The organism is Priestia sp. YIM B13489 (assembly GCF_042787645.1).
GTDB lineage: Bacteria > Bacillota > Bacilli > Bacillales > Bacillaceae_H > Priestia > Priestia megaterium.
Map to the genome: position 1 here is coordinate 4,509,072 of NZ_JBHZOQ010000053.1, position 15,820 is coordinate 4,524,891.

The 15,820-nt window shown below is 38.9% G+C and carries 13 protein-coding genes; 3 read left to right on the forward strand and 10 right to left on the reverse strand.

Annotation, left to right across the window (positions count from 1 at the left end; genetic code table 11):
- Positions 1 to 48 precede the first annotated feature (48 nt).
- From ACFX4W_RS29060 to yknW, 4 genes are read right to left on the reverse strand one after another with little or no spacing between them, the layout of a single operon-like run.
- Positions 49 to 1,245, reverse strand: coding sequence for an ABC transporter permease (locus ACFX4W_RS29060; RefSeq protein WP_043980319.1), 1,197 nt, complete (start codon positions 1,243 to 1,245; stop codon positions 49 to 51).
- Positions 1,242 to 1,931 carry an ABC transporter ATP-binding protein gene (locus tag ACFX4W_RS29065; RefSeq protein WP_013081850.1) on the reverse strand — a complete coding sequence of 230 codons (690 nt, stop codon included), beginning with the start codon at positions 1,929 to 1,931 and terminating at the stop codon, positions 1,242 to 1,244. Before ACFX4W_RS29065 ends, ACFX4W_RS29060 begins: the two co-directional genes overlap by 4 nt.
- Entirely contained in the window at positions 1,928 to 3,058 is a 1,131-nt protein-coding gene (locus ACFX4W_RS29070; protein ID WP_043980321.1) for an efflux RND transporter periplasmic adaptor subunit, read from the reverse strand. Before ACFX4W_RS29070 ends, ACFX4W_RS29065 begins: the two co-directional genes overlap by 4 nt.
- Positions 3,059 to 3,745 carry a YknW family membrane protein gene (gene yknW, locus ACFX4W_RS29075; protein WP_043980323.1) on the reverse strand — a complete coding sequence of 229 codons (687 nt, stop codon included), beginning with the start codon at positions 3,743 to 3,745 and terminating at the stop codon, positions 3,059 to 3,061. It abuts the gene before it with no gap.
- Positions 3,746 to 4,089: 344 nt separating this feature from the next.
- On the opposite strand from yknW, the gene ACFX4W_RS29080 reads away from it, so the two are divergent.
- From ACFX4W_RS29080 to ACFX4W_RS29090, 3 genes are all read left to right on the forward strand, one after another.
- Complete coding sequence (locus ACFX4W_RS29080; protein ID WP_043980325.1) at positions 4,090 to 5,397, forward strand: homocysteine synthase; 1,308 nt, start codon at positions 4,090 to 4,092, stop codon at positions 5,395 to 5,397.
- Between the two features lie 97 nt (positions 5,398 to 5,494).
- A complete protein-coding gene (locus tag ACFX4W_RS29085) occupies positions 5,495 to 6,232 on the forward strand; it encodes an ABC transporter ATP-binding protein (RefSeq protein ID WP_043980327.1) in 738 nt (245 codons plus the stop codon).
- Positions 6,229 to 6,984 carry an ABC transporter permease gene (locus ACFX4W_RS29090; protein WP_043980330.1) on the forward strand — a complete coding sequence of 252 codons (756 nt, stop codon included), beginning with the start codon at positions 6,229 to 6,231 and terminating at the stop codon, positions 6,982 to 6,984. Before ACFX4W_RS29085 ends, ACFX4W_RS29090 begins: the two co-directional genes overlap by 4 nt.
- Before the next feature lie 30 nt (positions 6,985 to 7,014).
- Here ACFX4W_RS29090 and ACFX4W_RS29095 read toward each other — a convergent pair whose 3' ends face one another.
- The 6 genes from ACFX4W_RS29095 to ACFX4W_RS29120 form a co-directional block, all read right to left on the reverse strand.
- Positions 7,015 to 8,022 carry an aromatic ring-hydroxylating dioxygenase subunit alpha gene (locus ACFX4W_RS29095; protein WP_162213652.1) on the reverse strand — a complete coding sequence of 336 codons (1,008 nt, stop codon included), beginning with the start codon at positions 8,020 to 8,022 and terminating at the stop codon, positions 7,015 to 7,017.
- A gap of 392 nt (positions 8,023 to 8,414) precedes the next feature.
- Complete coding sequence (locus ACFX4W_RS29100) at positions 8,415 to 8,858, reverse strand: hypothetical protein (protein ID WP_014461480.1); 444 nt, start codon at positions 8,856 to 8,858, stop codon at positions 8,415 to 8,417.
- A gap of 216 nt (positions 8,859 to 9,074) precedes the next feature.
- Positions 9,075 to 11,843: a phosphoenolpyruvate carboxylase gene (gene ppc, locus ACFX4W_RS29105; RefSeq protein ID WP_043980334.1), complete on the reverse strand. Its 2,769-nt coding sequence runs from the start codon at positions 11,841 to 11,843 to the stop codon at positions 9,075 to 9,077.
- A gap of 467 nt (positions 11,844 to 12,310) precedes the next feature.
- Entirely contained in the window at positions 12,311 to 12,820 is a 510-nt protein-coding gene (locus tag ACFX4W_RS29110) for an acyl-CoA thioesterase (protein ID WP_043980336.1), read from the reverse strand.
- 151 nt (positions 12,821 to 12,971) lie between these two features.
- Positions 12,972 to 14,018 (reverse strand): DUF5105 domain-containing protein, encoded by a 1,047-nt coding sequence (locus ACFX4W_RS29115; RefSeq protein WP_241771369.1) that lies wholly within the window; start codon positions 14,016 to 14,018, stop codon positions 12,972 to 12,974.
- 182 nt (positions 14,019 to 14,200) lie between these two features.
- A complete protein-coding gene (locus tag ACFX4W_RS29120) occupies positions 14,201 to 15,796 on the reverse strand; it encodes a glutamate/serine transporter AimA (protein WP_013055516.1) in 1,596 nt (531 codons plus the stop codon).
- Positions 15,797 to 15,820 lie beyond the last annotated feature (24 nt).

The following is a 15,820-nucleotide window of genomic DNA, read 5'->3' on the forward strand; positions in this document are numbered from 1 at the left end:
CTTCTTGGTTCTCGTTAAATTAAAATAAAGACATGCGAACGCATGTCTTTATTCATATCTTAATGCTTCGATTGGATCTAGCTTCGCCGCTTTGTTTGCAGGAAGCATGCCGAATACAATGCCAATCGTCATGGAGAACAACACTCCTCCAAGTACTACTTGCCACGAAATTAATGACGGCCAGCCAGCAAATAACGAAACAAGAGCTGCCCCGCCCGCGCCCAGACCAATTCCAAGCAAACCACCAATTAACGTGAGGGTAATGGACTCAATCAAAAACTGAGTTAGAATTTGTCTTTTAGATGCTCCCAACGCTTTACGAATACCAATTTCTCTTGTACGTTCCGTTACCGAAACCAGCATAATGTTCATAACGCCAATCCCGCCAACAAGCAGGGAAATGCCCGCAATCGATCCAATAATCGTTGTCATAATTCGCGTTACATTTCCAATGCTATCTGCTATTTCTTCTAAGTTCTGCACTTGGTAAGCATCTTCCGCATCATGCAAATTATTTAACAAATCCGTTGCGTCATTGCCTACTTTTTTTAGTTGATCAGAGCTTGTCGCTTGAACACTAAGGTTGGTGTAATCGAGCTTACCGAAGCTTGATTTATACGTATTATTTGGAATATAAATGGTCGGTATTTCAAATGCTAAAAAGCCCGTTGCCTTTTTTGTTACACCAATAATTTTGATAGGCTGCCCTTGAACCCATACTACTTGTCCAAGGGCTTCTTTTTTATCAAATAGCTCTTTTTTCATATCGCTTGTGATAACACCTACTCGATTACCTGATAAAAAGTCAGAGCTGTCTAACATTCTTCCTTTTGAAACTTCCAGCTGATTAACTTCAATATATCCTTCGTTAATAGCATTAACAGTCGTATCAGATTCCTTGTCTCTATATCTTACCCCCATTCCCATTGAGCTAGAAGCCACCACATTCTTCACTCCGGGAATAGTCGAAAGAGCTTTAATATCATCCTCTGTAAAGATGGGCTCACCCGCCATTGAAAGGTCATCAGCTTGCATCTCGTCTTCAGGAGGCTGATAGTATACATCAACTGTATTGCTTGCTCCTGTTATTTCCGACTTAATCATTTGTTCTCCGCCTTGACCAATGGCTACAACGATAATAACAGCCGCTACGCCAATGATAATACCAAGCATCGTCAAAATAGAGCGCATTTTATGAGCAAGAACCGAAGAGAGAGCCATGCGAATATTTTCTATCAAACTCATAAGCTATCGTTCTCCTTATCGCTATGACTTAGCACTTTACCGTCACGAACGATAACTGTACGCGATGTGTATTCTGCTACTTCAGGTTCATGGGTAATGACTACAACCGTTGTGCCATCTGCATTAAGCTGAGAAAATTGTTCCATAATATCAGCACTTGTTTTTGTATCTAGAGCTCCTGTTGGTTCATCCGCTAAAATAAGCGTCGGATTGTTAACAATAGAACGAGCAATAGCAACGCGCTGCTTTTGCCCTCCTGATAGCTCGCTCGGTAAATGTTTCATCCGCTCACTCAGCCCTACTTTTTCAAGCGCAGCTTCTGCTCTGGCTCGTCTTTCCTTACGCGTTACACCGGCATATACCATTGGAAGCTCTACGTTTTCTACCGCTGTTAAACGCGGCAACAGCTGAAATTGCTGAAAAACAAAACCGATATGAATATTTCTTACTTTTGCAAGCTGCTCATCACTATAAGTAGAGATTTCTTGTTCGTTTAATAAATAGGACCCTGAAGACGAACGGTCTAAACATCCGATAATGTTCATTAGCGTTGATTTACCAGAGCCAGAAGGTCCCATAATCGCAACAAATTCACCGTCATAAATCTTCAAATTAATATCTTTTAAAATTGGCACTTCCTCTTTGCCAAGATGATAACTTTTATGAATATTCACAAGCTCAATCATTGAACAGTCACTTCCGCACCGTCAGTTAAGTTCTTGGTAGGATTTGTAATGACTTTGTCTTTAGAAGTTACGCCGCTTTTGATTTCAATAAATTTATTTGTTGTTTCTCCAATCTTTACTTCCTTACGAACCGCCTTTTTATCTTTCACCACATATACATATTTTTCTCCGTCTTCATTTACAACTGCTTTTATTGGCAAAGATGAAGCCTTTTTACTGCTTGTTTCAATTTCAAGCAGCAGCTTAAATCCCGGCTTAATCATCGTGATATCCTGGTCATCTACTTTTACTTCAATTGGATATTGATTAGCTGCATCATTGCCGGCTTCTGCTGATGCCTGCTGCTGAGGTAGATAGTCAATTTGTTTAACGCTACCTGCCCATTCTTTATCAGGCAGCACATCTGATGTAATTTTGACAGCTTGACCGGTTTTAATTTTTAATGCATCGTACTCAGACAGCACACCAGTAGCTAAGTATTCATCGGTATTACCAATATGTATAAGCGGTTTTTGAACGTCACTTGTGTTATTAACCGCTTCTTTATCTAGTTCTAGCACCGTCCCATTGATATCACTCGCTACGTCTAAATTACGTTCTTTTTTAGCAATTGATTTGGCTTCTAGTTTGTTTCGTTCTAAATCAATTTTAGCCGTTTCTAAATCGAGATTGAGCTGCGTACGCTCTGTATCGATTTGATCTCTCGCTTCTTGCTTACTCATTTCTTTTTCCAATTCTTTTTGTTTTTTATTTAAATTAGAAAGCTGTTTGCTTACTGAGTCAATTTGCAGCTGACTGGATTTTTTTTCTAGCTTGTTTTGTTCTTGCTCTAAATCAAGCGTATCGCTTTCGTAAGTTACAAGAGAGGTTCCCTGCTGTACACGAGAGCCTTCTGTTACGTGAAATCGTTCAACCTCGCCTTTTTCAGCATCAAAATAGACATATTGCTCATCAGCAAGCTTTAACATACCCGGAACCATAACTGTATTTCTTAACTTTTTTTCCTTTATATTTGCTACGTGAACATTGATTGCTTTCCCACTTACACTTTGTGCACGATATACGTTAATCCCAATAACCGCAACAATAACAACTGCTACAGCTGTAATAATTATTCCTTTTTTCATTTACAACCCTGCTCCTTTAAGCGCTTCTGAAGCAGCTCCTCCAGCTCCTGAAATAGCGGCTCCTAAGATGAATAAAATAATCACTGTAATAATAGAAACAGCTTTTGATACATTTGCCACTTTTTGTAGTCCTACTGCTGTCAGAATAAGTCCCCAGATAGAAAAGATTTCAATGGAAGTAAACACTCCTCCCATAGCACCTTTCGCACCAACCATTCCATTTAACGAAGTCACATTAGCTGAAGTATGGGCTAGTGCAGCTACTCCCGTATTAATTAGCTGACCGATTGCTGTGATGAACGTAACAAACAAATTCAAACTAAACATTTGGCGGTAAGTTGTTTTTCCAGTCCCTAACTTTGCAATTAAAAACAGAATCAAACTCGTGAATGCCAGTGTAGCAACTATTGCAATCACTCCGCCAATCGCTCCGCCAATCATACTAAATGTTGAATTCACTTCAATGCCAGCTTCTTTTTGCTGTTGCAGGGCCTCTTGTCCCTGAGGGGTATAGACGGCTAGAATCGTTGTTGCAGCTGTTAAGATGAGGATAAGTAAAAGAGGTCCCCAGATGACCGGGCTGCTTTTCATTTTCTCAAACTGTACAACCGGACTCGTAATAAAACCAAAAATAGAAGGCTTTCCTTTCTCTTGGACTTCCGAAGATACATTGACTTCTGTGCTCATAATCAAACTCCTTTTATTTTGTTTCGTTATTAGCTCTTAAGACCCGTCTTTTACTATTTTTTAAAGTCTTCTAGCAAAATCGGCTCTTTCTAAGAAACTCTCAAACACCTAATATTCTAACATAATTATACAAATTAATTGACATTTTTCTTACATTTTATATTTTTTATGGTATTTTTAGAAATTAAAGAGATGTCTTAATGCTGAATGACAGCATTAATCTTATTTATATTTTCTAAATATTCAAATTATCATTTGACATCATTCAATAGAATTCGTATATTATGATTAAAGTTTATTATTCCTATGTTTTTTATAAGTTTTATATTTAAGGAGGAGTTTCAATGTCTGCTAAGAAACCATTTCGTCCTGAAACACAAGCCATCCATTCTGGCCAACAGCTTGACCCGGCTACTTTTTCGCGTGCGGTACCTATTTATCAAACAAGCTCATTTGGGTTTAAAGATACGGAGCATGCTGCATCTTTATTTAATTTAAGTGAACAAGGCTACATCTACACTCGAATTGTAAACCCTACTACGGACGTTTTTGAACAGCGAATTGCTGAGTTAGAAGGCGGAGTAGGTGCTCTAGGAGTAGCTTCGGGTCAGTCTGCTACTACCTTTTCCATTTTGAATATCGCTTCCGCAGGAGATGAAATTGTATCAGCAAGCAGTTTATATGGAGGAACATATAACCTCTTTTCGTCTACGCTTCCTAAACTGGGCATTACCGTCAAATTTGTAAACGCTGATCATCCAGAAAATTTTAGAAGTGCAATCACTTCCAAAACAAAGGCAATTTATGCTGAATCCGTTGGAAACCCGCAGGGAAATGTGCTAGACATCGAGGCAGTTGCAGACATTGCCCATGAACATGGAATTCCTCTTATTATTGATAATACGGTTCCAAGCCCTTACCTTCTTCGTCCCATCGATTTCGGAGCAGATATTGTCGTTCATTCTGCTACTAAGTTTCTTGGAGGGCATGGAACAGCAATTGGGGGTGTTATCGTAGACAGTGGAAAATTTGATTGGGAAGCGAGCGGGAAATTTCCAGACTTAACAACTCCAGATCCAAGTTACCATGGCCTTGTATACACAGAAGCTGCCGGTGAAGCTGCTTATATTACAAAAGCGCGCGTTCAGCTTTTACGAGATATTGGAGCTGCTTTATCACCTTTTAATTCCTTTTTACTCCTTCAAGGGGTAGAAACACTCCATCTGCGATTAGAGCGTCACAGCGAAAACGCATTAAAGGTAGCGAAATTTTTAGAGCAGCATGAATTAGTAGAATGGGTAAATTATGCGGGGCTTCCTTCCCACCCTTCCTATTCTTTGGCACAAAAATACTTGCCTAAAGGGCAAGGAGCAATTTTAACCTTTGGTGTAAGGGGAGGAAAAAACGCTGCGGCTAAGTTAATTGATTCGGTTCAGTTATTTTCTCATTTAGCCAATATCGGCGACTCTAAATCACTCATTATTCACCCGGCAAGCACCACTCATCAACAGCTATCTAAAGACGAACAAAAAGCTTCGGGTGTGACCCCAGAACTCATTCGTCTATCGGTTGGAACAGAAGCAATCGACGACCTTCTTGAAGATTTAGATTATGCCTTAAAAGCCAGCCAAAAAGTGAATACAACTGTTTAAAAGCTGTGATTTTTCACAGCTTTTTTTATATCATCCAATAACTTTTTATACTTTCCCTTATGCTACAATAAACAAAACGAATGAAAAAGGAGTTACTATGAACACGTTCAATTCAATACCTGCTATCACATTTACAGACGTTCATAAAACATTTAAGGATAAAGAACATAGTGTTTTAAAAGGCATATCGGGTACAGTAATGCAAGGCTCGCTCGTCATGATGGTAGGACCATCAGGATCCGGAAAAAGCACCCTTCTTTCCATGTGCAATTTACTTTCTGCACCTGATGAAGGAAGTATTGAAGTATATGGAAAAGACATTAGCAAATGGACTATTTCTGATTTACGAAAAAAAGTGGGCATTGCTTTTCAATCAGCTCCTGTTATTGATGGAACAGTGCGTGATAATATGATGCTTGTTCAAAAACTGCATGGCAAGCAGGATATTATGCCTGAAGAACTCTGTGCCTTAACGGGTCTTTCCCCTGACTTGTTAGAGCAGGATGCCAGAGATTTATCCGGTGGTCAAAGGCAAAGGTTATCATTAGCCCGCACGCTGTCGAACGGCTCTGACCTTTTACTTTTAGACGAAATCACTTCTGCTTTGGATGCCACTTCTGCTCATGAAATTGAACAGCTTATTTCTCATTTACATAAAGAGCAGAATAAAACGATTATTTGGGTTACCCATAATTTAGATCAAGCGAAACGTTTAGGAGAGGAAGTCTGGCTTTTAATGAACGGAGTGATTGTAGAAAAAGCCAAGACAGAGACCTTTTTTCATGCTCCTGTAAAAGCTGAAACAAAACAATTTATTGAAGGAGCCTTTCTATGAGTTCACTTTCACTGATTTTTACCATTGTTTTTGTTTTTATTGCTCTTTTTTTATCAAAATCTTTTCGTATAGGACTCGAAAAAGATATTATTATTGCCAGTATTCGAGCAGCCGTTCAGCTGTTAGTAATCGGATATGTTTTATCGTTTATTTTTGACGCGAATCACCCTGCTTTTATGATCTTCATTTTATTCCTTATGCTGACAGTCGCTTCCCAAAATGTTGTAAAGAAAAAAAAGCAGGGATTTAAAGCTTTTTTTCGTGTATTTGTCACTCTTTTTATTGTAGAAATCCTGACCCAAAGCGTTATGCTCGGACTACATATTATCCCTGCTACTCCACGATATATCATTCCTGTCAGCGGTATGATTATTGGAAATTCGATGATTTTGGCCAATTTATTTTTAAATCGGTTAGATGCTGAAGTAAATAGAAGACGAGACGAAATTCAATTGATTCTGGCGCTTGGCGGCACTCCTAAACAAGCTATTCATAGTATTTTAAATGCCGCAATCAAAGCTAGCATGATTCCTACTGTAGAAAGTCAAAAAACAATTGGACTCGTTCAGCTTCCGGGTATGATGACAGGCCAGATTATTGGAGGGGCAGATCCGATACAAGCTGTCAAATTCCAGCTGCTTATCGTTTTTACTATTCTAGCGTCTGCTACGCTTTCATGCGTCATTTTAAGCCAATTAACATATCCTACCCTTTTTAATAGCTATCAGCAGCTTATCCGTGAGCATACATAAAAAAAGAAAGGAGACTCCTTTCTTCTTTTTTTATTGAGCAGCTTTTTTTAATCTTTCTCCTATGTCACTTCCAAAGGTTACTCCTAAATCGCCGAGCCATCTTCTATACGCAATACTCAGTCGGTCCGGATTCAAATGAAGCTCTGCTTGTAAGTCAAGCGGCAGCTCTTCTGGTTTTTGACTTTCCACAATACTGGTATCTTGTTCAATAATAAGCTGCTGAAAATCGCGGAAATATTGATCAGGTGCATCAAACGAATAGTTTCTAGAAACCAGCGCAAACACGGTGGACTTTCTTTCCTCTTCAGGTAAAACCGCAAACAGCATTGAAAAGATTTCACCCGTTTCGTAGTTAACTTTTTTCAACCTTGCAACGGTAGGACGAAGAATTTCAAAGGTATAATAAATAGTCGCAAAGTTACCCGTGCCATCTGCATCTGCGTACACAGCGATTTCATCAGAAACGTATCGGTTATCTTTCCAATGCACCTTATAATCAGGAATTTCGGCGTAGTCAGAGTGCCCCAGGCTTCCTTCGTGAACAAAAGCCAAATGGCTTACATCTAGAAAGTTTTCTACGACACGAGGAGCTGCTGCCTGCAGAGTATGAGGGCTGGCGCAAACCGTTTTGAATCCGGAGTTAAGATGTTCATCATACAGGGGAAGAGGAGTATCACCTGCCTCGCTGTTCATCTTCACCCATATAATCCCGTACTTTTCAACGCAGTCATACACCTGTGCTTTTGCTTTTGAAGGAATAGCTCTTCCCGGCGGCTGTTGAGGAATTTTCACACAAGCCCCGGCATCATCGTATTTCCATCCGTGATAAGGGCATACAATGCAATCATCTACCACTTTTCCAAGAGATAACGCTGCACCGCGGTGGATGCACAAATCCTTAAATGCTTTAATAGCATTAGTTGTGCGAAAAAGGACAACTCGCTCTTCTAAAATCGTTACTTGCAAGGGCTGATCTGTTAAATCATGTGAATAAGCTGCAGGCAGCCATTCCTTAGCCAATACTAAATCTTTAATCATCTGCATCGCCTCCGTACAATAAGTAAATTTATTTCTTGTTTATAAAAAAAACCGCAGAAATAGAAGGAGTGCTTCTATTTCCGCAGCTTTTTCGTTCCGTAAAACAGACTATAAGCGCGCGAAGATTCTACATGATTGCAGATAGAGCGACCTTAGCACTTCATCTACAACGACAATACGTATTCATCGCTATTTTTTTAACCTTAAAACCTAACCCTTATATATTGAATAAAGAGCGGCCAGCCGCTAAAAGCTTTTCTGTCCACTGATTTCTCTTAGTTTTACTTTATCAATTTCCCACTGAAAAATCTCTTGATTTGTAAGCATCTCTAACATAATTTTTTCGGTTAAACGAATAAAAGCTGCGGTTTTAAAAACCGCAGCTTGCTTTATTATGAGCTCATATAACTGGCTGTATATTTTTTCGTCTGCTTTTGTATTTCTTGATTTAAATGCTTGAAAAATGAGAGGGTTTCTTCATAATCCGTCGCTTTTTCATGAAACTTTAATGTAAGATTTTCTTCAAACAACGTTTCTCCTTGATGGCCAACCGCTTTCAGCTGAACATCTGTAACAATACCTTGCGAAATCGAACATAATAAATAATTAAAGCAATGAACCGGAACGATATGCATGAGATGAAAATCATCGATAGTTCTATCACTTTTTGTTTTCTTAAATTCCACGGTGAGTTCTTCCGGATGAATAAACACATTTATATGCTGTTTGGACAAACAAGTAGGATTCATTTTTTGTGTATACTCACAAAATTCCAGTCCAATAAATACAGAATTCTCGGAGTCAGCTTCAATGAAGATTTGCGAATTTTTTACCATTGTCCTCGTCCTCCATATTCAATCTAGTTCCCCATCACTCGTATTCAGTTGTAGAATATTTCCATCTTTTTTCTATTCTATCATTGATTTTTCTCAGTGCCTATTTAACAGGCGGAAGTTCTCTTTAAAAGAGAGGGAACTGACAGGCAGTTCTTTATGTGAGAAGAATAAGCAAAAGACACCTCTTTTATTTTCTTGAGGTGTCTTTTGGTATCATCAGCCTGTATTACGCAACCCTGCTGCAATGCCGTTAATCGTTAATAACGCTTCTTTTAAAAGTTCTTCATTTAACGTTCCAGCCTCATCTTCACGCAGCTTGGAAATGACCTTAACTTGTAAGAATGTTAGAGGGTCCACATACGGATTTCGTAATTTAATAGATTCTTTAATCGTAGGAAGATGATCCATTAATTCTTTTTGACCTGTGATTTGAAGAATCATTTCTTTTGTGAGATTATACTCTTTTTTAATAGCGGTAAAAATCCGCTCTGAAATAGCCGGGTCTTGTACCATTTCCGTGTATTCTTTTGCTGCCATTAAATCTGCTTTTGTTAAGGCCATTTGCAGATTATCGACGGTCGAGCGGAAAAATGGCCATTCTTTATACATTTGCTGAAGAAGCTGTATATCTCCAGATTTCTCTACTAAATGCTGTAAGCCCGTACCTGCAGCGTACCAGGCTGGAAGCAGCTGTCTGCTTTGCGTCCATGCAAATACCCACGGAATCGCTCGCAAGTCTTCAAAGCGATCACTTCCTTTTCGACTCATTGGACGTGACCCAATATTTAAAGCCCCCAGCTCAGGAAGAGGTGTAGCTTGTTTAAAATACGTTAAAAAGTCTGGATCTTTGAAAACAAGCTCTTGATACTTACGTAAAGAAGCAGTTGAAATCTCGTCCATTGTTTCTTCCCATTCATGTGTACGAATATCACATTGTTCAGCTTCTTGAGAAACATTTGCTGCCGCTGTAAGAAGAGCTGAGACCGCTTGTTCAAGGCTTCGGTAGGCAATGTCATATAAAGCATATCTAGAAGAAAGAACTTCTCCTTGCTCTGTAATTTTCACACCGTCTCCTAGCGTCTCAACAGGCTGAGATAAAATGCTTCGGTTTAACGGTCCACCTCCTCGGCCTAGTGAGCCGCCTCGGCCATGGAAAAACTTCAGACGAACTTGATACTTCCTCGCCATATCGTGAATTTCCTGCTGCGCTTTATAGAGCTTCCAATTAGCAGTAAGCGTTCCTCCATCTTTGCTTCCATCTGAGTAGCCAAGCATAATTTCCTGCAAATCCTGCTGTTTCCTTAAGTGCTCACGATAAAAATCTAATTGAAATAGCTGTTCCATGATTTTAGGACCCGCTGTGAGATCATCAATCGTTTCAAGCAGCGGAGCTATATTTAACTTACTTTCAATGCGGCCATCTGCATGAAGGCGGTAAATACCCGCTTCTTTGGCCAGTACCATAACTTCTAACAAGTCACTTGCAGTCTGGGTCATACTGATTAAGTAGACTTCAATAGATCTTTCTCCAAATTCTTTATGTGCTCGATGAATCATGTTAAATACTTCAATTACTTGCTGCGTTTCTTTAGAGTAATTCTCTACAAACGATATCACAGGTCTTGGGTCTTGAAGAACTTTACCTAGCAGCTCAACTTTTTTCTCTTCCGTTAACGCTGAATAATCTTCAGCTAAAGAAACAGCATGGAAAATTTCTTTGATTGCCGCTTCATGTTCCCCGCTGTGATTACGGATATCAAGCGTTGCTAAATGAAAACCAAACAGCTCAACTTGGCGAATTAACTTACATAAGCTTTTTAAATGATAATCCTGAGGCTGGTGCTTTTGCAAGCTATCTTTGATTAGAAATAAATCATGTAGAAGTTCTTCCGACCTTTGATAGCCTGCTTCCGATTCTCCAACTAAATTTAATTTATGAAGCATAATCGTAAGCTTGCAGCGATATACCTCGTGTTTGATTCTCCATCGCTTTTTCTCAGGCAGCAGCGATATTTCTTGATTAATAGAATCAAGAAGATTATCTGAAACTGCGACTCTTTTTGTAGACTGACTTAACCTTTGTCTCAATTGAGTAAGCGACTCTTTATATTTACGAATAGCTAACTTCCTTTGTTTGACAAGCGTTTGCCACGTTACTTTAGGAGTTACGTTTGGATTTCCATCTCGGTCTCCGCCAATCCATGAACCAAATCGAAGAATATTAGGCACCTTCCAATTTTCTTCAGGGTAATTCTCCTGCAATGAATTTTCCAACTCCTGATGAAGTTGAGGAAGCACTTCAAATAACGTTTCATCAAAATAATATAATCCATTGGATACCTCATCCATTACCGTCGGCTTGCGATCTCGCAGTTCATTTGTTTGCCATAAAATTAATACTTCGCTAAACAGTCTTTCTTCAATTTCCGTACGTTCACGTTTTGTTAACGTTGGATTATCCAAGTTTTTTAGAAGCTCAGCCATTCGTTTATGAATATCAAGGACACTTCGTCTAGTCGCTTCTGTTGGATGAGCAGTGATGATGAGCTCTAGAGATAGAGTTTGAAGCAAGTTAGCAATTACGTCTGGCGCCACGCCATTATTTTTAAGCGAAACAACGGCACTTTCCAATGAGCCCGGCTGCATAATAGAATCTTCTTGCTGCTGATATTCGCGTCTGCGACGAATTCGATGATTTTGCTCTGCAATATTAACTAAATGAAAATAAACTGCAAACGCCCGAATAACCTGCTCGCGCATCGGCTGTTCAAGAGTAACGATTTCATTTTTTATTTCTTTATAGATAACTTCATCTTTGTTTTCTCTAAGTGATTTTGCTACTTCGCGTATTTTTTCTACTTTGCTGAGCAGTTCCTCTCCACCTTGGTGAACCAGAACTTTCCCTAACAATTGACCGAGAAACTTTACATCACGGCGCAGGGCAGTGCTGCTGTTTTGTCTTTCTGCTGCTTCTACTGTTACCATTAGACACGACACCTTCCTTTATAAATGTTGTACTTTTTAAACTTTTTAGAAAATTATATTAAATTCATATTACCATGAACGAAAATAAATTTCATATAATTTTATTTCCTCCTCTCGTTCAGGAGAGGAGATTCATCAAATATAAAAGAGAGGTTAAGACATAACTAAATGAATCCAATCTAAAGACGAACAAATGGGATATATAAGTCGAACCGCTTGTGACACCGCAGTTGATTTCTGTGCAAGATTTTGCTTTCCGCAGGTGGCCGATGAGCCTCCTCGTCTCTTTCGCTTTTCCCCCCTTAGTCTTCCTCTTGCCCTCCAATCAGCTGCTAGAAGGAACGAAACAGATGAAACCTACGTTTACCATAACAAAAAAAACGAACCACTAATCAAACATGTTGATCACTGGTTCGTTTTTCATTTGAGCTAAAACACTTTTCTTTTGTCTCGGCCTCTCTTTTATGCTACCAAGGTTGTCCTAAATCCAATACCGAGGCTAGTTCATTGCTTTTTTTACGCACTTGTTTACGCGTGGTAGCGCGATCTGCCCCCGTTTGAAACAGGTATTTTTCTTCTTCTGTTTCTGGAATAAGCTCCGGTACTGCGCGGGGCTTTCCATCATCATCCATTGCCACAAAAGTTAAAAATGATGTAGCTGCAATTTGACGCTCCCCGGTTTTTAAATTTTCTTTAATCACTTTCACAAACACTTCCATGGATGAACGACCTGCCCATGATACGTATGACTCCAAACATACAGAATCCTGAGGCGTAATAGGGTGCAGAAAATGAATAGAGTCTGCTGAAGCTGTCACACACTCTGTACGACTGTGACGATAAGCTGAAATGGACGCAATCATATCAATATCACTCATTAACTTTCCGCCAAATAACGTATTGTGATTATTAATATCATTAGGAAAAATGCGGCTCGTTCGAACTGCCTTTGTATCTTTACAATAATTTGCTTTCATTAGTAAGAACCTCCATTGATGCCTATCATAATAAGAATAAAAGAATGAATGAACCTATACTAGCATATTTTGATAAATTTAGCTTTACAAAAAGCTCGTTGATTTATTTACAGAAAACAAAAAAGAGAAGAAAAATTCTTCTCTTTTTTGTCTATCGAATATAGCTTGATCCAAACGTTTTACCTAAAGAATCACTGTATAGGTCACTTGATTTTACAGTCCATTTCTCATCTTCTTTCACCATAAAAATTCGTAGGGGACGCCTTCCTTCTTTCGTTTCTAATTCATTTACAATATCTTTGAATTTAGAAGCCACAAACTCTTCAGAGTGTTCTGTATCGTAATCTTTCGTTTCATCTGTGTATGCTCGCTTAAGCTGCGATACGTATGAATATAAGTCTGATAAATCAAGAGTAGTGTACTCCACTTCTACTACGGCTTTATTATTTGCATTCGCAATCACATTTGTTTTCACGCTTGCTTTTTCTTTTAAAACATCTTTATACATGTTAAAAAAATCTTTTTTTGCTTTGTCGGTTAAACTGTTAGAAAACGCACCTTTTAATTCCTCATTAAACGCTTTTTTCTGTTCTTCTATGACAGCTGTTTTATCTGCTGTTACATATTTATCATAGTCTACGTTTTCTTTGTTTAAGTAAAGGACTTCTGTGTAAGCTTGCAGAGCTTTTTCTGGGTCTTGCAGCTTATTATAGCTTTTGGCGTATTTTTTCGTATCCAGTGTTAATGTCACTTCGTCGATTTCTTCATCATAATCAGATGATTTTGGCTGAAGCCCAATTTTGTACTTTTTATCTTTTTTGACTTCAAAGACAAATGTTAATTTTTTTTGCTTTCCAGCGCCAATCTTGTCAGATGCACTGCTTTCTAGTCCAAGCTCACGACTGTTCACTCCCGTTTTTGGAGACAGCTGTTCATCTCCTTCGTATAAATACACACCGTCATAATCTGATAAAGATATACTGTTTTTGGATACATTTTTCACTTTTAAATCAACTTTCAACAGCCCTTTTTCTTCACTTGTAGCTCCTTCATCACTATCTACTAAAATGTAAGAAGCGCTGTCAATGGATGCTTCAATCGTCTTATTTTTAGCCGAAGTGGATCCTCCCGTTTCCTTAGAACTGTTGCAAGCCGCTAATACTAGCATAAGTACAAAAGCCAAAGCCAAAACATTCATTTTTTTCACAGCTTCCCAATCCCCTTTATTTTGTTTTTTTAGAACTTTATCCCAAATAAAGGTTCCCCCTGTATAAATACTTAAACCTTAAAATCTATATTTTTTACAATATTTTGATAAAAACTAAGTCTAAATTCTCCACTGACCTAAATAAAAAAACACGAGCACGGGCTCGTGTTTTTTTATTTAGATTTAAAATTTTCTTGATTGATTTGTTCAGCTTCTTTCATATATCGGTTAGATTTGCCGCTTTTAATTCCCCAGTAATAAAAAGCTAATGATACGCAAGCAATCACTAGCATATCCCATCCGAAAGGCAAAATATTTTTGCCTCCGAATTTTTCGCTTCCTATGTAGGAAATAAAAATCATGCACGCTAAATAGATAAGCATCCAAGCCCCGGTTAAAAATTCTTTTTTAAAGCCCACCCATTTATTTTTCGCTTGGTAATAAAAATAAACAGGCAGGCCAATTGCCATAATAAAGATCACTTCACCTGTAAGTGGCCACCTTGCCCAGTAAAGCGTCAAGGAAGCAAAAACGAAGCCGCATGGCGCAATAACTGATGCCCCTTTTAAATAAAATGGACGGTAAAAGTGTGAAGCCGTTTTTCTTAATGTTATAAGCGCTACAGGACCCATAATATAAGAGATAAGCGTCGCTACTGAGATCACTTCTGCTAAGACACCCCATCCTCTAAATAAAAAGAGAAACAAGAAGCAAGCTGCTAAATTCAGCCACATAGCTGGGCGCGGGACATTGTAAAGTGGATGAAGAGTACCAAATATCTTTGGCAAGTATCCATTTTGCTGCATCCCGTATAACATTCTAGAAGTAGTTGCCGTATATGTAGCACCTGTGCCGGAAGGAGAAACAAATGCGTCTGCGTATAACACAATTGTTAGCCAGTTAATTCCAAGCGCAATCGCTAAATCAGCAAAAGGAGAATTAAAATTCAAATGATTCCATCCATCAGCAATTGATGACGGACTTACTGCTCCGATAAAGACAATTTGCAATATAATGTATACAATTCCTGCAATAAAAATTGAACCAATTACAGCTATCGGAATCGATTTATTAGGTGATTTTGCTTCTCCTGCCATATTTACAGGACTTTGAAACCCATTAAATGCAAACACAATACCTGATGTTGCCACTGCCGTTAAAACACTGGCCCACCCATAAGGGGCAACCCCATGCTCACTTGAAAAGTTTCCACTATGAAAACCAGCGAAAAATAAAGCCCCTGCCGTTAAACCAGGAATAATTAATTTAACAATCGTAATAAATGAGTTTGCTTTCGCAAAGAGATTTACCGTCCAATAGTTCACAAAAAAGTAAACGAATAATAACAAAGACGCAACTGCCAACCCCTTGGACGTTAAAATGCCATTGTCTACCAATTCATGAGTCCAGCGAGCCCACTTCCACGGCCAAGTACTCATATATTGCACAGATGCAATAGCCTCCACTGTTATCGTTGAAGCGATTGAAATCCAGTTAGCCCAAGCAGCCAAAAAACCAATAAATGATCCGTGTGAATACTGAGGATATTTAACCATCCCTCCTGCTTGTGGAAACATCGCGCCCAGTTCAGCATATGATAGGGCAATGGTCAAAATAACCACCATTCCAATAACCCATGAAAAAATAGCCGCGGGTCCCGCAATTTGAGCTGCTTTCCATGCTCCAAACAGCCACCCTGAACCGATAATCGAACCTATGCCTGTCATGGTTAAAGCAAATGTTCCCATCTTCCTTTGCATATTGCTCATCCAAATCTACTCCTCTTCCCTAGG